Source organism: Streptomyces griseoloalbus (assembly GCA_014650015.1).
GTDB classification, from domain to species: Bacteria; Actinomycetota; Actinomycetes; order Streptomycetales; family Streptomycetaceae; genus Streptomyces; species Streptomyces griseoloalbus.
Map to the genome: position 1 here is coordinate 24,213 of BMUD01000001.1, position 20,538 is coordinate 44,750.

At 72.0% G+C, this 20,538-nt stretch carries 16 protein-coding genes and 1 other RNA gene; 14 read left to right on the forward strand and 3 right to left on the reverse strand.

What is annotated here, in order from left to right; all coding sequences use genetic code 11:
• Positions 1 to 243 precede the first annotated feature (243 nt).
• From IE178_RS00090 to IE178_RS00105, 4 genes are all read left to right on the forward strand, one after another.
• A complete protein-coding gene (locus tag IE178_RS00090) occupies positions 244 to 1,926 on the forward strand; it encodes a serine/threonine-protein kinase (RefSeq protein WP_193510836.1) in 1,683 nt (560 codons plus the stop codon).
• Between the two features lie 109 nt (positions 1,927 to 2,035).
• The gene (locus IE178_RS00095; protein ID WP_193510837.1) at positions 2,036 to 3,280 is read left to right on the forward strand and encodes a serine/threonine-protein kinase; all 1,245 of its coding nucleotides are present in this window, start codon (positions 2,036 to 2,038) and stop codon (positions 3,278 to 3,280) included.
• Between the two features lie 200 nt (positions 3,281 to 3,480).
• Complete coding sequence (gene prfB, locus IE178_RS00100) at positions 3,481 to 4,587, forward strand: peptide chain release factor 2 (RefSeq protein WP_184760303.1); 1,107 nt, start codon at positions 3,481 to 3,483, stop codon at positions 4,585 to 4,587.
• A 311-nt stretch (positions 4,588 to 4,898) separates the two neighbouring features.
• Positions 4,899 to 5,573, forward strand: coding sequence for an LPXTG cell wall anchor domain-containing protein (locus IE178_RS00105; RefSeq protein ID WP_193510838.1), 675 nt, complete (start codon positions 4,899 to 4,901; stop codon positions 5,571 to 5,573).
• Between the two features lie 149 nt (positions 5,574 to 5,722).
• Here IE178_RS00105 and IE178_RS00110 read toward each other — a convergent pair whose 3' ends face one another.
• On the reverse strand, positions 5,723 to 5,926 hold the full coding sequence (locus IE178_RS00110) for a hypothetical protein (protein WP_184760304.1): 204 nt from the start codon (positions 5,924 to 5,926) through the stop codon (positions 5,723 to 5,725).
• Positions 5,927 to 6,221: 295 nt separating this feature from the next.
• On the opposite strand from IE178_RS00110, the gene ftsE reads away from it, so the two are divergent.
• The 6 genes from ftsE to IE178_RS00140 all read left to right on the forward strand — a co-directional run bounded on the left by ftsE (position 6,222) and on the right by IE178_RS00140 (position 11,310).
• Positions 6,222 to 6,911, forward strand: coding sequence for a cell division ATP-binding protein FtsE (gene ftsE, locus IE178_RS00115; protein ID WP_184760305.1), 690 nt, complete (start codon positions 6,222 to 6,224; stop codon positions 6,909 to 6,911).
• A gap of 29 nt (positions 6,912 to 6,940) precedes the next feature.
• Entirely contained in the window at positions 6,941 to 7,858 is a 918-nt protein-coding gene (gene ftsX, locus IE178_RS00120) for a permease-like cell division protein FtsX (protein ID WP_193510839.1), read from the forward strand.
• A gap of 67 nt (positions 7,859 to 7,925) precedes the next feature.
• On the forward strand, positions 7,926 to 9,086 hold the full coding sequence (locus IE178_RS00125) for a S41 family peptidase (protein WP_184760307.1): 1,161 nt from the start codon (positions 7,926 to 7,928) through the stop codon (positions 9,084 to 9,086).
• A 70-nt stretch (positions 9,087 to 9,156) separates the two neighbouring features.
• Positions 9,157 to 9,636 carry an SsrA-binding protein SmpB gene (gene smpB / locus IE178_RS00130; protein WP_184760308.1) on the forward strand — a complete coding sequence of 160 codons (480 nt, stop codon included), beginning with the start codon at positions 9,157 to 9,159 and terminating at the stop codon, positions 9,634 to 9,636.
• Between the two features lie 115 nt (positions 9,637 to 9,751).
• Positions 9,752 to 10,155: a transfer-messenger RNA gene (ssrA, locus tag IE178_RS00135) on the forward strand.
• 132 nt (positions 10,156 to 10,287) lie between these two features.
• Positions 10,288 to 11,310, forward strand: a complete 1,023-nt coding sequence (locus tag IE178_RS00140; RefSeq protein ID WP_193510840.1) for an extracellular catalytic domain type 1 short-chain-length polyhydroxyalkanoate depolymerase — start codon at positions 10,288 to 10,290, stop codon at positions 11,308 to 11,310.
• 18 nt (positions 11,311 to 11,328) lie between these two features.
• On the opposite strand, the gene IE178_RS00145 is transcribed toward IE178_RS00140, so the two are convergent.
• Positions 11,329 to 12,336 (reverse strand): LacI family DNA-binding transcriptional regulator, encoded by a 1,008-nt coding sequence (locus IE178_RS00145; RefSeq protein WP_184760310.1) that lies wholly within the window; start codon positions 12,334 to 12,336, stop codon positions 11,329 to 11,331.
• A 112-nt stretch (positions 12,337 to 12,448) separates the two neighbouring features.
• A complete protein-coding gene (locus IE178_RS00150; protein ID WP_318279753.1) occupies positions 12,449 to 13,843 on the reverse strand; it encodes an MFS transporter in 1,395 nt (464 codons plus the stop codon).
• An 83-nt stretch (positions 13,844 to 13,926) separates the two neighbouring features.
• Here IE178_RS00150 and IE178_RS00155 point away from each other — a divergent pair, with 83 nt between their 5' ends.
• The 4 genes from IE178_RS00155 (at position 13,927) to IE178_RS00170 (ending at position 20,190) form a co-directional block, all read left to right on the forward strand.
• Positions 13,927 to 14,895: a LysR family transcriptional regulator gene (locus IE178_RS00155; RefSeq protein WP_193510841.1), complete on the forward strand. Its 969-nt coding sequence runs from the start codon at positions 13,927 to 13,929 to the stop codon at positions 14,893 to 14,895.
• A 179-nt stretch (positions 14,896 to 15,074) separates the two neighbouring features.
• Positions 15,075 to 16,646, forward strand: coding sequence for a hypothetical protein (locus IE178_RS35600; protein WP_318279754.1), 1,572 nt, complete (start codon positions 15,075 to 15,077; stop codon positions 16,644 to 16,646).
• Complete coding sequence (locus tag IE178_RS00165; protein ID WP_193510842.1) at positions 16,646 to 18,850, forward strand: bifunctional polysaccharide deacetylase/glycosyltransferase family 2 protein; 2,205 nt, start codon at positions 16,646 to 16,648, stop codon at positions 18,848 to 18,850. Before IE178_RS35600 ends, IE178_RS00165 begins: the two co-directional genes overlap by 1 nt.
• Positions 18,847 to 20,190: an acyltransferase family protein gene (locus tag IE178_RS00170; protein ID WP_184760314.1), complete on the forward strand. Its 1,344-nt coding sequence runs from the start codon at positions 18,847 to 18,849 to the stop codon at positions 20,188 to 20,190. Before IE178_RS00165 ends, IE178_RS00170 begins: the two co-directional genes overlap by 4 nt.
• Positions 20,191 to 20,538: the final 348 nt, after the last annotated feature.

Here is a 20,538-nt window from a genome sequence, read left to right on the forward strand (position 1 = left end):
CAAGCCCACTTGAGATCGGTCACGTCCGGCACGCGGCAACCAACGCACCGGATCCAGCGTCTTCCCCGCAAACCTCCGCACCGTCGGACAGGGGTGGGAACCGGAACGCAGGACCCACGGGGAAACGAGGTCGAAGTCGACCGGCCGGTATCCCGCGCGGCGGCACTACAGTGGGTCGGAACATTCCGCAGCAGGGTGGACCACGGTGTACGCCAGCCAAGCAAGCAGCAGGGAGCGCATGACGTGCGGCCGGTAGGGAGCAAGTACCTGCTCGAGGAGCCGCTCGGACGCGGCGCCACGGGCACCGTCTGGCGAGCCCGCCAGCGGGAGACCGCGGGCGCCGAGGCGGCCGTACCGGGGCAGCCCGGCGAGACCGTCGCGATCAAGGTCCTCAAGGAGGAGCTCGCCAACGACGCCGACGTCGTGATGCGGTTCCTGCGCGAGCGTTCGGTTCTGCTGCGGCTCACCCACCCCAACATCGTCCGGGTCCGCGACCTGGTGGTCGAGGGTGATCTGCTGGCCCTGGTCATGGACCTCATCGACGGTCCCGACCTGCACCGCCACCTGCGCGAGAACGGCCCCTTCACGCCCGTGGCCGCCGCGCTGCTGACGGCGCAGATCGCCGACGCGCTCGGCGCCAGCCACGCCGACGGCGTGGTGCACCGCGACCTGAAACCGGCCAACGTCCTGCTGCGGCAGAACGGCGGCGAGATGCACCCGATGCTGACCGACTTCGGCATCGCCCGCCTCGCCGACTCCCCGGGACTGACCCGCACGCACGAGTTCGTCGGCACACCCGCCTACATCGCGCCGGAGTCCGCCGAGGGCCGCCCGCAGACCTCCGCCGTCGACATCTACGGCGCCGGCATCCTGCTGTACGAGCTGGTCACCGGCCGCCCGCCGTTCTCCGGCGGCTCCGCGCTCGAGGTGCTGCACCAGCACCTGAGTGCCGAACCGCGCCGCCCCTCCACGGTCCCCGACCCCCTGTGGACGGTCATCGAGCGCTGCCTGCGCAAGAACCCCGACGAGCGGCCCAGCGCCGAGAACCTCGCGCGGGGCCTGCGCGTCGTCGCCGACGGCATCGGCGTGCACGCGAACTCCGCGCAGATCGCCGCCGCGGAGAACGTCGGCGCGCTCCTCGCGCCCGACCCGGCGCCCGCCCCGGTGCCCGGCGCGCCCGGTGCCGCCGACCCCACGCAGGTGCTGCCGCACGGCGCCGGCGCCTACGACCCGAACGGCGCGACCAGCGTCCTGCCGCACACCGGCGGACCGGCCGGCGCCGCCGATCCCACCGCCGTGATGCCGCCGGTACCGTCCGGGCAACCGGGGCAGCCGGGGCAGTCCGGCGGACCCGGCCCCGAGGACCCGCACCCCTGGCAGAACCAGCTGCGCGCGGCCCGCGACCGCAACGAACAGACCCAGGTCCAGTACCTCGACCCGAACCAGGACCCGCTGCGCCGCCGCCCCCAGCGGCAGGTCGCCCGGCCGCAGCAGCAGCCGCCGCAGGGACGCCCCCAGCCGCAGCCCGGCCCCGGGTACGGCCATCCGCAGCAGCAGCACCAGCCCCAGCCGTACGCACCGCCCCCGCCCGCGCCCCAGCGGCCTCAGCAGCCGCAGCCCCAGCGGTACACGCCGCCGCCGGAGCCGCAGCGCCCCGCGCGTGAGCCCCGGCAGCGGCAGCGCGGCGCCAACCCGATGCGGATCCCGGGACTGGGCTGCCTGAAGGGGTGCCTGTTCACGATCGTCATCCTGTTCGTCGCGGGGTGGCTGATCTGGGAACTGAGCCCGCTCCAGGACTGGATCGGCACCGGCAAGGGCTACTGGGCCCAGCTCAGCGACTGGTTCGGCTCGGTGACGGGCTGGATCGAGGATTTGGGTGGTCCCGAGGACCCCTCGGGATCCTCGGGATCCTCCGGGTCGAACTGAGCTTGTTTGCTGATTTGTCGACACCTGAGGGCTGATTTCCGTATCCGCAGTGAAGGCCGGCTCCCCGGACGCGTAGTTTGAGCGACAACACGCGTCGGTAGGAGCAGTCTTGGCACGGAGAATCGGCAGCCGGTACACCGCCCATCAGATCCTCGGGCGGGGCAGCGCCGGGACGGTGTGGCTGGGCGACGGCCCCGAAGGGCCCGTCGCCATCAAGCTGCTGCGTGAGGATCTCTCCTCGGACCAGGAGCTCGTCGGCCGCTTCGTGCAGGAGCGGACGGCGCTGCTCGGTCTGGAGCATCCGCACATCGTCTCGGTACGCGACCTGGTGGTCGACGGCAACGATCTCGCGCTGGTCATGGACCTCGTCCGGGGCACGGATCTGCGCACCCGCCTCGACCGGGAGCGCCGGCTGGCGCCGGAGGCCGCGGTGGCGATCGCCGCCGATGTCGCGGACGGGCTGGCGGCGGCGCACGCGGCGGGCGTCGTGCACCGGGACGTGAAGCCGGAGAACGTGCTGCTGGACATGCAGGGCCCGCTCGGTCCCGGCGGCTCGCACCGCGCCCTCCTCACCGACTTCGGTGTGGCGAAACTCATCGACACCCCGCGCCGCACCAGGGCCACGAAGATCATCGGGACGCCGGACTATCTGGCCCCGGAGATCGTCGAGGGCCTGCCGCCGCGCGCGTCGGTCGACATCTACGCGCTCGCCACGGTCCTCTACGAGCTGCTCGCGGGCTTCACGCCGTTCGGCGGCGGCCACCCGGGCGCGGTCCTGCGCCGCCATGTCACCGAGACCGTCGTCCCGCTCCCGGGCATCCCGGACGAGCTGTGGCAGCTGCTGGTGCAGTGCCTGGCGAAGGCCCCCGCGTCGCGGCTGCGCGCCTCGGAGCTGGGCGCGCGCCTGCGGGAGCTGCTGCCGATGCTGGCGGGGATGCCGCCGCTCGACGTGGACGAGCCCGACACGGAACCGGCACCGGAAGCGGGAGAGGAGGCCCCGCAGTCCGCCCCGGTCCCGGCCGCCGGGAAGACGGTGCGGCGGCGCGGCGCGGTCCCTCTGGTGCCGGGCGCGAAGCCGGCCGACTCCAACCGCGACACCCATACGTCGATGAGGGTGCCCGCCCCCGACGAGCTCGCCGGCCCCGCCCGCGGCACGGCCCGCGCGCCCCGCGCGGCGGGCTCCCCCCGCCCCGGCTCGGCCCGCAACCGAGCGGTCACCCGCCGGCGCCGCCTGGCCCTCGCCGTGGCGGCGGTGGTCCTGGCGGCGGCGGGCGTGGGCACCTGGCTGGCCACGGCGGACGACGACACCGCACCCCCGCAGGACACGAAGGACTCGGCCCCGGCCACCCCCTGACCCGCAGGGCCACCGCGCACGCGCCGGAGCCCGGACCCGCCCCCTCGGCCGTCGCCCGGCCCCACCGGCGGCGACGCCGACCCGCACGGACCCCTTCCCGGGTGCCCGCCCCGGCGCGCTGCCGCGCCACCCGCTGCCGTCCCGCGCCGCCCGGCCCGCGCCCGGCATGGGGCGGTCGGCGGAGCCGTTACGCTGGAGGCGTGGCAGTCGTCGATGTATCCGAAGAGCTCAAGTCCCTCTCCTCGACCATGGAGTCGATCGAGGCCGTTCTGGACCTCGACAAGCTGAGGGCAGACATCGCCGTGCTCGAGGAGCAGGCGGCCGCGCCGTCCCTGTGGGACGACCCGGACGAGGCACAGAAGATCACCAGCAAGCTCTCCCACCTCCAGGCCGAGGTGCGGAAGGCCGAGGCGCTGCGCGGGCGGATCGACGATCTCTCCGTGCTCTTCGAGATGGCCGAGGAGGAGGACGACCCGGACACCCGCGCGGAGGCCGAGTCCGAGCTCACCGCGGTCAAGAAGGCGCTGGACGAGATGGAAGTCCGCACGCTGCTCAGCGGCGAGTACGACTCGCGTGAGGCGCTGGTCAACATCCGTGCCGAGGCCGGTGGCGTCGACGCCGCCGACTTCGCCGAGAAGCTCCAGCGCATGTACCTGCGCTGGGCCGAGCAGCACGGATACAAGACCGAGCTGATCGAGACGTCGTACGCCGAAGAGGCCGGCATCAAGTCGACCACCTTCTCCGTCCAGGTGCCCTACGCCTACGGGACCCTCTCCGTCGAGCAGGGCACGCACCGGCTCGTGCGCATCTCGCCGTTCGACAACCAGGGCCGCCGCCAGACCTCCTTCGCGGGCGTCGAGGTGCTCCCCGTCGTCGAGCAGTCCGACCACGTCGAGATCGACGAGTCCGAGCTGCGCATCGACGTCTACCGCTCCTCCGGCCCCGGCGGCCAGGGCGTGAACACCACCGACTCCGCGGTGCGCATCACGCACCTCCCCACCGGCATCGTGGTCTCCTGCCAGAACGAGCGCTCCCAGATCCAGAACAAGGCCACCGCGATGAACGTCCTCCAGGCCAAGCTGCTGGAGCGGCGCCGGCAGGAGGAGCAGGCCAAGATGGACGCCCTGAAGGGCGACGGCGGCAACTCCTGGGGCAACCAGATGCGTTCGTACGTGCTGCACCCGTACCAGATGGTCAAGGACCTGCGCACGGAGCACGAGGTCGGCAACCCCGAGGCCGTGTTCAACGGTGAGATCGACGGTTTCCTCGAGGCCGGAATTCGCTGGCGCAAGCAGCAGGAGAAGTAACTCCGCGCACCCGACACCGCTTTGTCGACAAGGCAACTGCCGCCCAAGAGGCGGCGGTTGCCTTTTCCGTGTCAGGGATGTCTGGGTTTTACATCACACTCACACCTTCAATGCTCCGCAAAGCGTGCGTTGGTGGACATCGCGCACGCAACGGCCTTGACGTTCTTTTGAAAAATGGGAATGGTGAAGCGTGGCATGCGTATCTCTGGGGCGCATGTGAACCGGGGGGCGTTTTCCATCGCAGCAACCCCCGTTGATCACGGCCCCGAGCGCCGCCTCATTGACGATGAGCTACTGGGGGTAGCAACCACATGACCAAGAAGACGCGGATCCGTGTCGCTCGGATCGCGGCCGGTGCCGTGATCGCGGCCGGTGCCTCGCTGACGGCGGCCGGCGCGGCCTCCGCACTCGACATCGGCGTGAGCGCCGGAGTCGGCGAAGAGGGCGCGGGTGTCGGTCTCGACGTGAACCTCGGCGACGACGAGACGCCCTCGGACCCGCCGACCGAGATCCCCGGCGACCCGACGGACCCCGAGGTTCCCACGGACCCGACGGACCCCGAGATCCCGACCGACCCCGAGGTTCCCACGGACCCGACCGAGCCGGAGGAGCCCGAGGAGCCGACCGAGCCCACCGAGCCGGAGGAGCCCACCGAGGAGCCGCCCGCCGAGACCCCGGGCAACGGCAACGGCAACGGCAACGGGAACGGCAACGGGAACGGCAACGGCAACGGCGGCAACGGTGGCGGCAACGCAGCCGACCCCGCTGGTGGCGCCTCGACCCAGGAGCAGGGCTCCTCGGCCCTCACCGACACCGGCGAGGAAGTCCCCGCCACCTCGGCCCAGGGCAGCGGTGAGGAGCTCGCCGAGACCGGTGCCGCCGAGACCACCTTCCTGGTGATCGGTGCCGCCACGATGATCGCCGGCGGTATCGGCTTCCGGGTGCTGCCGCGCCTGATGACCGGCCGCGGCGGCGCTGCCGCCTGACGGTGGCCGCGCGGGTACGCACCGTACGCATGACGTAGGACGAAGGGCCCGGAGCGCCACCGCGCTCCGGGCCCTTCTCTGTCCCTGTATCCGCCCTCTGCCCGCTCCGCCTCCCCGTATCCGCCGTCGGGCGGTCCGGTCGGGCGTGGTCAGGCGGTCTGGTGGGCGAGCAGCGCCACCGCCGCGACCAGAACCGCCAGCAGGGCGATCAGCGTCATGGGGTTCAGCCCCGCGAGGAAGTTCTCGAAGAAGTTCTCCTGCTGCAGCCGCTCGCGGTTCGCACGGCACACCGGGCACCGGCCCTCGCTCACGGGCGCGGCGCAGTTCGCGCACACCAGCCGGTCGTACGTCATGCGCTCGCCCTCCTCGCACCGGTTCCAGATACACAACGCCCACGACCCCGTGAACGTTCCCCCTCCACTGTGCCAGGTTCCTGCGGAAGCTGCGCCGCGTCGCTCCCCGAGGGTTGACGCAGGGGTTTCGGGGCCGTGGGGCAGGGGGGCTCGCTCGGTTCCCCGCACCGGGGCGTTGCCCCTTACCCGGCACAAAAGGGCGCAAGTCTTGCACAACCCCCACCGGTGCCTGCGCTGGCCTCCCCGCTTCGCGTATGGTCACGCTCATCTACCCCCGGCTACCCGTGGTGCATCCGTGATCCGATTCGACAACGTGTCCAAGGCCTACCCCAAGCAGAACCGCCCCGCACTCAGGGATGTCTCCCTGGAAGTGGAGAAGGGCGAGTTCGTCTTCCTCGTGGGGTCCTCCGGCTCCGGAAAGTCCACCTTCCTGCGGCTGGTCCTCCGCGAGGAGCGGGCCAGCCACGGACAGGTGCACGTCCTGGGCAAGGATCTCGCGCGCGTCTCCAACTGGAAGGTGCCGCAGATCCGGCGCCAGCTGGGGACGGTGTTCCAGGACTTCCGCCTGCTGCCGAACAAGACGGTCGCCGAGAACGTCGCCTTCGCTCAGGAGGTCATCGGCAAGTCCCGCGGTGAGATCCGCAAGTCCGTGCCGCAGGTGCTCGACCTCGTCGGGCTCGGCGGCAAGGAGGACCGGATGCCCGGCGAGCTCTCCGGTGGTGAGCAGCAGCGCGTCGCCATCGCGCGGGCCTTCGTCAACCGGCCCAAGCTGCTCATCTGCGACGAGCCCACCGGCAACCTCGACCCGCAGACCTCCGTCGGCATCATGAAGCTGCTCGACCGCATCAACCGGACGGGCACCACCGTGGTGATGGCGACGCACGACCAGAACATCGTGGACCAGATGCGCAAGCGCGTCATCGAGCTGGAGAAGGGCCGTCTCGTCCGCGACCAGGCACGCGGCGTCTACGGCTACCAGCACTGACGCTCCACGGAAAGGCTTGATCAGACGCCATGCGCGCCCAGTTCGTCCTGTCGGAGATCGGGGTCGGTCTCCGCCGCAACCTGACGATGACCTTCGCCGTCGTCGTCTCCGTCGCCCTGTCGCTCGCCCTGTTCGGCGGGTCGCTCCTGATGAGCGACCAGGTCAACAGCATGAAGGGCTACTGGTACGACAAGGTCAACGTCTCCATCTTCCTGTGCAACAAGAGTGACGCCGAGTCCGACCCCAACTGCGCCAGGGGCGCGGTGACCGATGACCAGAAGGGCCAGATCAAGACCGACCTGGAGAAGATGTCGGTCGTCGACACGGTGTCGTACGAGTCGCAGGACGAGGCGTACAAGCACTACAAGGAGCAGTTCGGCGACTCCCCGCTGGCCAGCTCCCTGACGCCGGACCAGATGCAGGAGTCGTACCGCATCAAGCTGAAGGACCCGGAGAAGTACCAGGTCATCGCGACCGCCTTCGACGGGCGTGACGGTGTGCAGTCGGTGCAGGACCAGAAGGGCATCCTGGACAACCTCTTCGAGCTGCTGAACGGCATGAACTGGGCCGCCCGCGCGGTGATGGCGCTGATGCTGGTGGTCGCCGTCATGCTGATCGTGAACACGGTCAGGGTCTCCGCGTTCAGCCGTCGGCGCGAGACCGGGATCATGCGGCTGGTCGGCGCCTCCGGCTTCTACATCCAGGCGCCGTTCATCATGGAGGCCGCGGTCGCCGGACTCATCGGCGGCACGCTCGCGTGCGGATTCCTGCTGGTCGGGCGGTACTTCATCATCGACCACGGACTGGCCCTGTCCGAGAAGCTGAATCTGATCAACTTCATCGGCTGGGACGCCGTGCTGACGAAGCTGCCGCTCATCCTCGCGACCAGTCTGCTGATGCCCGCGTTGGCCGCTTTCTTCGCGTTGCGCAAGTATCTGAAGGTGTGACTCTTGCCAAGAGGGGCGTGCGGCCAACCGGCCGTGCGCCCCTTCGCGTTGTCCTAGACTCACCGGCATGTCAGGTCGTGACCCGTTCTGTCAGCCCCGCCGCATCCGCCGCGGGGCCGCCCTGACCTTGGTGTTCGCGAGCGTGCTCGTCGCCGGTGCCGCCACGGGCAACCTCCCCGGGGCCGACCGCGAGGCCACGGCGGAAGGGGCCCGCCCGGCCGCTCCCGTCGGCCACCACGCGGACGTCGCCAGGGCGGCCGAGGAGGCCGCGGCCGACGGCACGTCCCCCCTGGAGGCCGCCCAGCGCGCCGTCAGCCGCAGCGGGGACCGATGGGCCGCCGTCTACTCCCCGGGCGAGTACGAGGAGTTCGAGGACGCCCTGGACGGCCAGTACACCGGCGTCGGCCTGTGGGCCCGCGAACGGGACGGCCGTGTCGAGGTGACGAAGGTGGGCGGCGGCACCCCCGCGGCCGAGGCCGGGATCCGCGCGGGCGACCGCCTGCGCAGCGTCGACGGCGAGCCGGTCGACGGACGGCCCGTCACCGAGGTCGTCTCCCTGCTGCGCGGCGACACCACCGGCGAGTCCGCCGGCACCACCGTCCGCCTGGGTCTGGAGCGCGGCACGCGCGCGTGGAGCGAGACCCTGCGCCGGGCCCGGCTGTCCCGCGACACGGTCACGGTCCGCGAGCTCGCCCCCCGCGTCTGCGTCATCGAGGTCGGCGCCTTCACCAAGGGCACCGGCGACCAGGTCCGCACCGCCGTACGCCGGGTCCCGGCCGGCTCCGGAATCGTCCTCGATCTGCGGGGCAACCCCGGGGGACTGGTCGCCGAGGCGGTGACCGCGGCCTCCGCCTTCCTCGACGGCGGCCTGGTCGCCACGTACGACGTCGAGGGCGAGCAGCGGGCCCTGCACGCCGAGCCCGGCGGCGACACCACCAGACCCCTGGTCGCGCTCGTCGACGGCGGGACGATGAGCGCGGCCGAGCTCCTCACCGGCGCCCTGCGGGACCGTGGACGGGCGGTCGTCGTGGGCTCCCGCACCTTCGGCAAGGGCTCGGTCCAGATGCCGACCCCGCTGCCCGACGGCTCCGTCGCCGAGCTGACCGTCGGCCACTACCGCACCCCCTCCGGCCGGGGCGTCGACGGCCACGGCCTCACCCCCGACCTGGAGGCCGGCGAGCGGGCGCTCGAGCGCGCGGAGACGGTCCTGAGCGGACTGGGCCGGTAGGGCCCCTCCCCGGCCCGGTCGATAATCGGCTTCCCGCCGACCCCCTGTGTAGTGCGAAAATGGCGGCACTATGGCTAAGGAAAAAGGGCGCAAGCTGATCGCGCAGAACAAGAAGGCGCGGCACGACTACCTCATCATCGACACCTACGAGGCGGGTCTGGTCCTCACCGGCACCGAGGTGAAGTCCCTGCGCCAGGGCCGGGCGTCGCTGGTGGACGGCTTCGTCCAGCTGGACGGCCACGAGGCGTGGCTGCACAACGTGCACGTCCCCGAGTACAGCCAGGGCACCTGGACCAACCACACCGCCCGGCGCAAGCGCAAGCTGCTGCTGCACCGCGCGGAGATCGACAAGCTGGAGTCCAAGTCCCAGGAGACGGGGCACACCATCGTGCCGCTCGCCCTGTACTTCAAGGACGGCCGTGCGAAGGTCGAGATCGCGCTGGCCAAGGGCAAGAAGGAGTACGACAAGCGGCAGACGCTGCGGGAGAAGCAGGACCGGCGCGAGACGGAGCGGGCGATCTCCGCGGTCCGCAGGAAGCAGCGCGCGTAGTCCCCGCGGTGTGCCGGGGAATACGCTGGCACCGACCCGCGTTGGTCACGTACGATGGTGACAGCACCCCACAGAGGGTGCGTGCCCCCTTCGGGGGAGCTTGAAAAAACAACATGGGGATGATCGGTTTCGACAGCGGCTGTCGAAGCAGGGGAAGCGTGTCGAGGAAGCGGCCATGATCTCGTAAACCACAGGCCGAAAAAAATAATCGCCAATTCCAAGCGATCTGTCTCCCAGGGCGAGCTCGCCCTCGCTGCCTGATCTTCAGGTAGCGAGCAGCGGCTCCCCTACTTAAGGGAGTGTCAGCCCGGGGATGTTCCCGACCCGGATCCTGGCATCAGCTAGGGGACTAAACCTTGATCCCGGTCACGGGGTGAAGAGGGAAACCACACAGTGACTGGGCCCGTCGGAGACTTGTCGGCGTGATCTCCGGGGCCGAGAAAAGCACAGCCGACTGCACACGGAGAAGCCCTGATTCTGCACCGTTGGACGCGGGTTCGATTCCCGCCATCTCCACTTACCCCATGTGGGCACAGGCCTCGTCGCTTCGAGCGGCGGGGCCTTTGTCATGCGTGGCCACATTCTCGGGCCGCGCGATGTGGTGGTCGGAGCCATATCGGGGCGTGGTTCACGCTTCTACCTTCCCTCCCCATGACGCAGACCAGAGCCGCACTACGCCGCCCCATCGTCCTGACGGTCCTCCTGGCCGCCCTCCTCTCCGTCCTGCTCCACCCCGCCCCGGCCTCCGCCGCGTCCCTCCGGAAGGTCACCGGCGCCCCCGCCTCGGCGGCCTCCCTCCAGGAGGTCACCGGCTTCGGCAGTAATCCGGGCGCCCTGAGGATGTACCGGTACGTCCCCGACGGGCTGCCCGCCGGCCGGCCCGTCGTCGTCGCCCTGCACGGCTGCACCCAGAACGCCGCCGGATACGCCACCGGCACCGGCTGGACCACGCTCGCCGACCGCTGGGGCTTCTCCGTCGTCCTGCCGCAGCAGCAGAGCGCCAACAACCCCGGCCAGTGCTTCAACTGGTTCCGGAGCGCCGACATCCGGCGCGGACAGGGCGAGGCCGCCTCCCTCGCCCAGATGGTCGACCGGCAGCTCGCCGACGTCTCCGGCGACGCCTCGCGCGTGTACGTCACCGGCCTGTCCGCCGGCGGCGGGATGACCGCCGTGATGATGGCGGCGTACCCGGAGAAGTTTGCCGCGGGCGGTGTCGTCGCCGGACTGCCGTACGGGTGCGCGCAGGCCGCCGGATCGCCGTACGTGTGCATGTACGTCGGTGCCACCCAGGCCCCCGCCCAGTGGGGCGACCGGGTGCGCGCCGCGCGGCCCGGGTACACCGGCCCCTGGCCCGCCCTCACCGTCCTGCACGGCACGGCCGACTACACGGTGAAGCCCGCCAACATGACGGACCTGGTGGAGCAGTGGACCGATGTGCACGGCGCCGACCGGACCGCCGACGTCGCCGACACCGTCGCCGGGTATCCGCACCAGGTCTTCCGGGGGCCGGGCGGGAACCCGGTCGTCGAGACGTACGGCCTCACCGGCATGGGGCACGGGCAGCCCGTCGATCCCGGCAGCGGTGACGGGCAGTGCGGGGCGGCCGGGGCGTACTTCCTGGACGTGAACCTGTGCGCCGCGTACCGGCTGGGCAAGGGCTGGGACCTGGGCTGAAGAAGGCGGAACCGGTCGTCACGCCCCGCGCGGTGCCGTGCTGGCCCGTTCCGTCAGCCGGGGCGGCAGCAGGGTGGACTGCGGTACGGCGGCTCCCGCCAGCTTCCGTACCAGCAGGTGCACCGCGCGGGTGCCCAGTTCCGCGGACGGCACGGCGACCGAGGTGACCGGTACCCGGGCCGACGCGGCGACGGATGCCGGGCAGACGGCGGTGAGGGACAGATCGCCGGGGATGCGCAGCCCCAGGTGCCCGAAGGCCTCGATCAGCGGATCGATCAGCGGTTCGTTGTGCACGACCACCCCGGTCAGCGCGGGCAGCTCGCGCACCAGCCGCTCGGCGATCGCGCGGGCGGCGTCCCGGCCGGTGCCGCACGGGTACACGGCGGAGGTGAGCCGGTGCCGGTCCGCGGCGGACGTGAAGCCCTCCACGAGCCGCCGCGCGAACGCGGTCCGCCGCACGTACACCTCCGGCGGGGAGCCGACCAGCGCCACCACCCGGTGCCCGAGCCGTGCCAGATGGTCCACGCACAGCTCACCGGCCGCCCGGAAATCCAGATCGACGCAGGTCAGCCCGTCCGGCTCGGCGGGCACGCCGATCAGCACGGACGGTAAGGACCCGGAGCGCAGCAACGGCAGCCGGGTGTCCTGGAGCTGCACGTCCATCACGATCACCGCGTCCGCGAGCCCCGTGTCCGCGACCCGCCCGATCCCCTCCTCGCCCTCCCCCTGGGTGAGCAGCAGCACATCGTGGTCGTGGGCGCGGGCGGCGGCGACCACCGACACCGCGAACTGCGTCACCACCGGCACATGGACGCCGGAGCGCATCGGCACCGCGAGGGCCAGCACCTGCGACCTGCGGCCGGCCGCCCCGCGGCCACCGCCGCCCGCGCGGTAGCCCAGCTCCCGTACGGCCGCCTGGACGCGGCGCCGGGTCGCGTCGGAGATCGGACGCTTGCCGCTGAGCGCGTACGAGACCGTACTGGGGGAGACCCCGGCGCGCCGGGCCACATCCGTGATCTTCACCATCGGGGGGTCCTCACCTGACACTGGTCCGTGGGGATGCCGAAACGATCGCCGAAGTCGCCGAACGCCGTCGAAGCGCTTCGACGGGTGAAGGTATGTGCGGGACCTGTGGTCGTCAATGGGGTGCGCGGGATTCGGTGGAGCGGTTCGACGGCCCGAACAGGAAGCGGTGCGACGGCCCGGACAGGAAGCGGTGCGACGGCCCGAACAGAAAGCGGTGCGACGGCCCGGACAGGGCGAGTGCCGCGAGGGAGACGAGGAGGGCGGTCGCGGCCGCCGCCACCGGGACGAGGTAGGCCACCGCCGACGCGTGCTCCACCGTCCAGCCGCCGGCCGCGCTGCCGCAGGCGATCCCGCCGAGCAGACCGGTCACCGCGAGCGTCATGCCCTCGTTCAGCCGCCCCTCGGGGGTGTACCGCTGCACCAGGGTCATGGTGGTGACCATGGTCGGGGCGGTCGCCATCCCGGCGACCAGCAGGGCCCCGGCCAGGACCAGGAGCGAGCCGGTGAGGCCGGCGGCGAGCAGCGGCAGGGTCATCAGCGCCGCCATCGCGGCCAGGCACCACGGCAGCCGGGACCGCGCGGACGCCGCCGCCGGGCGTATCGCCCCGTACACCAGCCCCGCCACGCAGGAACCGGCCGCCTGGAGCGCGAGCACCGCGCCGGCCGCCGAGTGGTGTCCCCGCGCGTCCGCGAAGGCGAGCGTCACGACCTCCGTCGAGCCGAACACCGCGCCCGTCGCGAGACAGACGAGCAGCAACGGGCGCATGCCGGGCGTCCGGAAGGGGGCCCGCCCGGAGGGACGCCGCTCGACCGGCGGCTCGGTCGACCGCTGGGCGGTGAACAACAGCACACCCGTCAGCAGCAGCACGGCACCCACGAGGGTGCCCGCCTCCGGGAAGAACGCCCCGCACAGAAAGGCCGCGAGCACCGGGCCGAGCATGAAGCACAGCTCGTCCGCGGCCTGTTCGAAGGAGTTCGCGGTGTGCAGGGCGTCGGCGTTCCCCCTCAGCAGGTGCGCCCAGCGGGCCCGGGACATCCCGCCGGTGTTGGGGGTCGTGGCGGTGGCGGCGTAGGAGGCGAACAGGGTCCAGTCCGGGGCCCCGTGGCGTACGCAGAGCAGCAGCGCGAGGGAGCCGAGCACGGCGAACACCGTGGCGGGCAGGGCGACGCGGGCCTGCCCGTACCGGTCGACCAGGCGCGCGGTCCACGGGGCGACCACCGCCGTCGCCGCCAGGCCCGTCGCGGTGACGGCGCCGGCGAGGGCGTACGAACCCCGGGTTCCGGCGATCATCACGACCGCGCTCACGCTGAACATGCCCATCGGCAGGCGGGCGATGAGGTTCCCCGCGGTGAACGCACGGGTGCCGGGCAGCGCGAAGAGACGGCGGTACGGGCCCTTCGCGCGGGATCCGCGCCGGGTGCGCGGGCCGAAGTCGACGGCGACGAGGCTGTCGGCGGTGACCGTGAACAGGGGAGTGTCCCGGGAACGGGAGGTCGGCTGGGGCATGTCCCCACCGTCACCCGGGAGCTCCTGGCCGGTCCAACACCTTCCCGGTGCCGATTCACGCACCTGTGTTGTAAGTTCACGGGATGCCCGCCCCCGCCCACCTCGAACCCCGCCTGCTGCGCGCCTTCGTGACCGTCGCCGAGGAACTGCACTTCACCCGTGCCGCCACGCGCCTCTACGTCGCCCAGCAGGCGCTCAGCCGGGACGTACGGCGGCTGGAACGGGAGCTGGGCAGCGAACTGTTCGTCCGGAGCACCCGCCAGGTGACGCTCACCTCCGACGGCGAACGCCTGCTGCCGTACGCCCGCGCGGTGCTCCGGGCGCAGGACGACCTGCTCGCCGCCGCCGGGCAGGCGCGGCCCCTGCTGGTGGATCTCAACTCCCCGGGCCTGGAGACCCCGCGCCGTGTGCTGCACCGGGCCCGCGAACTCGCCCCCGCGCACGAGCTCATGGCCCGCTACGAGAGCGGGCTGACCTGGGCGGCGGGGGAGGTGCTCGCGGGGCGGCTCGACGCGTCGTTCGGGCGGTTCGCGGGGCTCGCCCCCGCGCTGCGGGCCGGGCTCGACCAGCAGCCCGTGCGCTACGAGCCGATGGCGGTCGTGCTGCCCGAGGACCACCGGCTGGCCGCGCTGGCCGAGGTGCCGCTGGCCGAGCTGGCCGGCGAGACGGTGTACGCCGGGGCCGGGAACCCTCGTACACCGGAGTGGACGGACTTCGCCCGACTCCTGTTCGACGGGCGGGGGATCGCACTCGCGCCGCCCGCGCCGCTGGCCGTCGGGGAGGAGGAGTTCCAGCGGGTGATGGCCGTGACGCGCCACCCGGTCCTCGCCGTCGTCGATTTCCCACCGATGCCCTCGACGGTGCTGCGGCCTCTCGTGGAGCCGGTTCCGCTGTCACCGGTGTCGTTGGTGTGGCGAAAGGGGATGGTTCATCCCGCTCTGGACGGACTTCGGAGGGCTGCGGCCGATCTGGCCGCCGAGGAGGGCTGGTTGCGCCGGCCCACGGATGGGTGGCTTCCGGACGCGGACACGGCCGTGATGACGGCCTCGTGATGTCTCACTACCGACACGAATGAGTGGGCGGGAAACACAGAACCTTCGCGTGCGCTACATTCAGTGCCCGAGCACAATGTGATAAACGGGGCGCTCGGAGCGGGTGGGGGCCCGGTCCGCCGGCGAGGTGCTCGGGTCGTCCGCGCGCCGGAAGTGTCCCTGGGGGGAAGAGCGTGCGCGTGAAAAAATGGCGAGAAGACGCCCAACCGGAACGGCCTGACGCCGCAGGGGCGGCGGAGGAGTCCCCGGAGAACGACGAGGACGGGTACCTGCCCGACACGCGGGTCCTGCCTCTGAGTGAGAAGCCCACCAGAAGCACTGCGGCCCGTCGTGAGGCGGATGCCGACGCCGGTCCCGACTCCCTCGAGGAACGGTGGGCCCGTCTCGGTGTCTTCTCCGGCGGAAACGACAGGACCCAGGTCCTGCCGGGCGCCGCTCCTCGTACGGATCCCGCCGAACGTTTCGGTACGCCGACCGGCGGCGACGCCGGCGTCCCCGCGGCGCCGGACGGGCCGGGACCGTCCGTGGGCCGGACGGGTGGGCCGGCCGGGTTCGAGGGCGGCGCGGACGGTCCCTGGGAGGTCGAGCGCACCACGGCCCTGCGGATCAACGACAGGACCCGGGTCCTGCCCGAGGCCTCTCCCGGTACGGATCCCGCCGGGCGTCCCGGGACGCGGACCGGCGGCGACGCCGGCGTCCCCGCGGCGCCGGACAGGTCGGGACCGTCCGTGGGCCGGACGGGTGGGCCGGCCGGGTTCGAGGGCGGCGCGGACGGCCCCTGGGACGTCGAGCGCACCACGGCCCTGCGGATCCCCCGCCAGCAGGCAGGTGTTCCCGGCGCCCAGGTGACACGGCCCTCCTCTCCGGCGGGCGGAACGCGTCCCCCGGGGGACCGCGGCGCAGCCGGCTCCCGGGAGGACACGGCCCGCTTCACCGGCTCCACCCCGACGGCGTCCCGCACCCCCGTCCGTGACCCCTGGCAGGAGGCCCGCGAGGCCGCCGCCACCCACGACCCGCACGAGGTAACGGTTCAGCTCGACGCCGTGCAGATAGGGGACGGCGGCGTGCTGCACCGGTCGCCGGGCCGGGCGGGCGCGGGACAGGACGCCCCCGGCGGGCCCGTGTTCGTCGACGAGTCCGGCCGCCGCAGCCGGCTCTACCGCCGTATCGGCATGGCCGTCGGCCTCGCCTGCGCGGGGTACGCCGTCGTCATGGTCGCCACGCTGCTGTCCGGCAACTCCGACGCACCCTGGATGCCCGTCCCCGGCCAGGAGAAGAAACCCGCGGGGAAGGTCGAGACCACGCCGCAGCCAGCGGAGACGGACGCCGTCCCCAGCTCCGGCAGCAGCCTCCTCCCGGGCGGCACGCCGACCACCGGCACCACCACGACGCCGCCCACGCCCGGCGCCACCGCTCCCGCGACCGGTGCCGCCGGCACCGCGAACCAGCCGGACGCCGCCGACCCGACACCGACGTCGCCCCGGGTGAACACCACGCAGCCGGCCACCGGCGACGACGACGCCACCCCCACGGTTCCGGACGAGACCCCGAGCTCGCAGCCCCCCGACCCCCCGCTGCCGGACAGCCCGGACCCCGGGACGACCGCCCCCACGGGCGACGGTGAGGCCGTCGGCACCGACGACGTCGCCGGTGCTCCCGCCGACCCGCCGGTCGTCGCCGCCGACGGCTCCGCCGCGCAGCCGGAGCCGTCCACCGCCCCCGCCGCACCGTCCTCGGAGAACGTCATCTGATGGCATCCCGCACCCACCGTCACCGGGCCGCCGCCCGCCCGGCCCGTGACGGCTCCCCGCGTCGCCGCGTGCCCCTGCGCCTGCTGCTTCCGCTGCTCGTCCTCGTCGCCCTGGCGGCCATGCTCATGCTGCGCGGCTACGTGCACAGCGAGATCCTCGCCGACCACCGCGTCGGCAAGCCCGCCCCCACCACCCAGGTGCCCGAGGACATACTCGAGGGCGGCCCGGTCATCGACGCCCGCGCCGGGCAGACCCAGAGCCTGAGCGTGCCCGACCACCGCCTCGTCCTCACCTTCGACGACGGCCCGGATCCGACCTGGACGCCGAAGGTGCTCGACGTGCTGAGGAAGCACGACGCGCACGCGGTCTTCTTCGTCACCGGCACCATGGCCTCCCGCTACCCGGACCTCGTCCAGCGCATGGTCGACGAGGGCCACGAGATCGGCCTGCACACCTTCAACCACCCCGACCTCTCCCTCCAGTCCAAGAAGCGCATCGACTGGGAGCTGTCGCAGAACCAGCTGGCGATCACCGGCGCGGCCGGCATCCGCACCTCGCTCTTCCGCCCGCCGTACTCCTCCTTCGCCGAGGCGATGGACAACGTGACCTGGCCGGTCACCCAGTACATCGGCAGCCGCGGCTACCTCACCGTCGTCAACAACACCGACAGCGAGGACTGGAAGCGGCCCGGCGTCGCCGAGATCATCCGCCGCGCCACGCCCGAGGGCGGCCAGGGCGCCATCGTCCTGATGCACGACTCCGGCGGCGACCGCAGCCAGACCGTCGCGGCGCTCGACAGGTTCCTGCCCGACCTGAAGGAGAAGGGCTACGAGTTCGACAACCTGACCGAGGCCCTGGACGCGCCCAGCGCCCACAGCCCGGTCACCGGCGCCGACCTCTGGAAGGGCAGGGCGTGGATCTTCCTGGTCCAGGCCTCCGAGCACATCACCGACGTCCTGGTGGTGGGCCTGGCGATCATCGGCACCCTGGTCATCGGCCGCTTCGTCCTGATGCTCCTCCTCTCCGGCGCCCACGCCCGCCGCGTCCGCCGCAGGAACTTCCGCTGGGGCCCGCCGGTCACCGCACCGGTGACGGTGCTGGTCCCGGCGTACAACGAGGCCAAGTGCATCGAGAACACCGTCCGTTCCCTGATGGCGAGCGACCACCCGATCGAGGTGCTCGTCATCGACGACGGTTCCACCGACGGCACCGCCCGCATCGTCGAGGCGATGGGCCTGCCCAACGTCCGGGTGATCCGCCAGCTCAACGCGGGCAAGCCGGCCGCGCTCAACCGGGGCCTGGCGAACGCCCGGTACGACATCGTCGTGATGATGGACGGCGACACCGTCTTCGAACCGTCCACCGTCCGCGAACTCGTCCAGCCCTTCGGCGACTCCAGGGTCGGCGCCGTGGCGGGCAACGCCAAGGTCGGCAACAAGGACAGCCTCATCGGCGCCTGGCAGCACATCGAGTACGTGATGGGCTTCAACCTGGACCGCCGGATGTACGACATCCTCGGCTGCATGCCGACCATCCCGGGCGCCGTCGGCGCGTTCCGACGCTCGGCGCTGGAGCCCATCGGCGGCATGAGCGACGACACGCTCGCCGAGGACACCGACGTCACGATGGCGCTGCACCGGGCCGGCTGGCGCGTGGTCTACGCGGAGAACGCCCGCGCCTGGACCGAGGCCCCGGAGACCGTCCAGCAACTGTGGTCCCAGCGCTACCGCTGGTCGTACGGCACCATGCAGGCCATCTGGAAGCACCGCAGGTCCCTGGTCGAGAAGGGTCCCTCGGGCCGCTTCGGCCGCGTGGGCCTGCCCTTCGTCTCCCTGTTCATGGTCCTGGCCCCGCTGCTGGCCCCGCTGATCGACGTCTTCCTCCTCTACGGCATCGTCTTCGGCCCGACCGAGAAGACGATCGTGGCGTGGCTGGGCGTCCTGGCCATCCAGGCGGTCTGCGCGGCCTACGCCTTCCGCCTCGACCGCGAACGCATGACCCACCTCATCTCGCTGCCACTGCAGCAGATCCTCTACCGCCAGCTCATGTACGTCGTGCTGCTCCAGTCCTGGATCACCGCACTCACCGGCGGCCGCCTGCGCTGGCAGAAGCTGCGGCGCACCGGCGTCGTCGAGGCGCCGGTCGGCGGGGCGGTGCCGGGCAGGCGCGCGCAGCGCACCGATGATCGGAGGCCCGTGGCATGACCCACGGACACACGACCGGCACGGGGACGAGCCCGGAGCCGACCGGACCGTACGGAACGCCGTACGCGGGGAACGCGGACGGGCCCCCGGGGGCCCCGTACGCCGTACCGCAGCAGCGAACGAACGGGCCCGCGCACGTAGCGGATCCCGCCGCCGCGCCGGCCGCCCCCACGAAGCCGGGCCGTGACCGTTACCTCGACCTGCTGCGTTCCATCGCCCTGGTCCGCGTCGTGGTGTACCACCTCTTCGGCTGGGCCTGGCTGACCGTGCTGTTTCCGTCGATGGGCGTGATGTTCGCGCTGGCGGGCTCGTTGATGGCGCGCTCACTGAAGCGTCCGGCGCTCGGCGTGATCCGCGGACGGGTCCGGCGCCTTCTGCCGCCCCTGTGGATCTTCGCCGTGGTCGTGCTGGCGATGATGTTCGCCAATGGCTGGAACCCGTCCGAGGACCCGGACCGCGGCGGCACCTGGGGCCTGGTCGAGCTGTTCAACTACCTCGTCCCGATCGGCGCCCCGCCCTACCCCTGGCACATCGGTTCCAAGTCGGGCCTGCTGGAGGACACCTGGGCGGTGCAGGCCGCGGGGCCGCTGTGGTACCTGCGTGCCTATCTGTGGTTCGTCATCGCGTCGCCGCTGCTGCTGTGGCTGTTCCGCCGGGCCCCCTGGCCGACCCTGCTGGCCCCGCTGGGCCTGACGGCGATCGTCGGCACGGGTCTGATGACCATTCCCGGGGAGACCGGCAACGCGGTCACCGACTTCGCGGTCTACGGCGGCTGCTGGATGCTGGGCTTCGCCCACCACGAGGGCCTGCTGAAGCAGATCCCGCGGTACATCTCCGTCTCCTGCGCATCCCTGGTGATGGCGTTCGGCCTGTGGTGGGCCTCCAACCATCTGGGCGCCGACGGCTGGGACCTCAATGACATCCCGCTGGCCCAGGCCACCTGGTCGTTCGGCTTCGTCGTGATCCTGCTCCAGTACTCCCCGTCGTGGCAGGAACTCCCGGGACGCCTGGCGAAGTGGGACAAGCTGGTGACGCTCTCCAACAACCGGGCGGTCACCATCTACCTGTGGCACAACCTGCTCATCATGGCGACGGTGCCGATCATCGACCTGCTGTACCGGCTCCCGTTCATGCAGAGCGAGCGGGCGGTCGCCGCGCTCGACGGCGCCTACACCATCTGGATGTTCGCCCTGGTCTGGCCGCTGATCGGCCTGATGGTCCTCGCGGTCGGCTGGGTCGAGGATCTGGCGGCGAAGCGCAGGCCACGCCTGTGGCCGAACGGCAGCACGGAGCGCTCCGCCGGCGGACGGGGCAGGTCCGGCGCGGCGCATCGAGGCTGAGGTCACGTCTGCCTCGGCCGAGCCGGTCGGTGCTCTCGGCCCGGGCGAGCTCAGTCGCGTGGTGGATCCCGTCCTTGGTGACCGAAGAGCTCTCGCGTCCCTCTCCTGGCCGGTGAGCAGTGCGATGCCCGGCTGCGTGGCAGCGGCCGTGCCGTCTCACCTCGATGGCGCGGGCAGGGTGCTCGGGCGGTCGGACGGACGGACGGTTCGGGCCGGGCTGCGGCGGGCCGGCATCCACCTCTGATGAGTGGGCCGGTCGCCGTCGAAGACATCGATCACCGGCAGACGCCGGCCGCCCAGGGATCCGATCGCGCTACCGCGTTGTCGCGGACCGTGCGAGACTGCCCC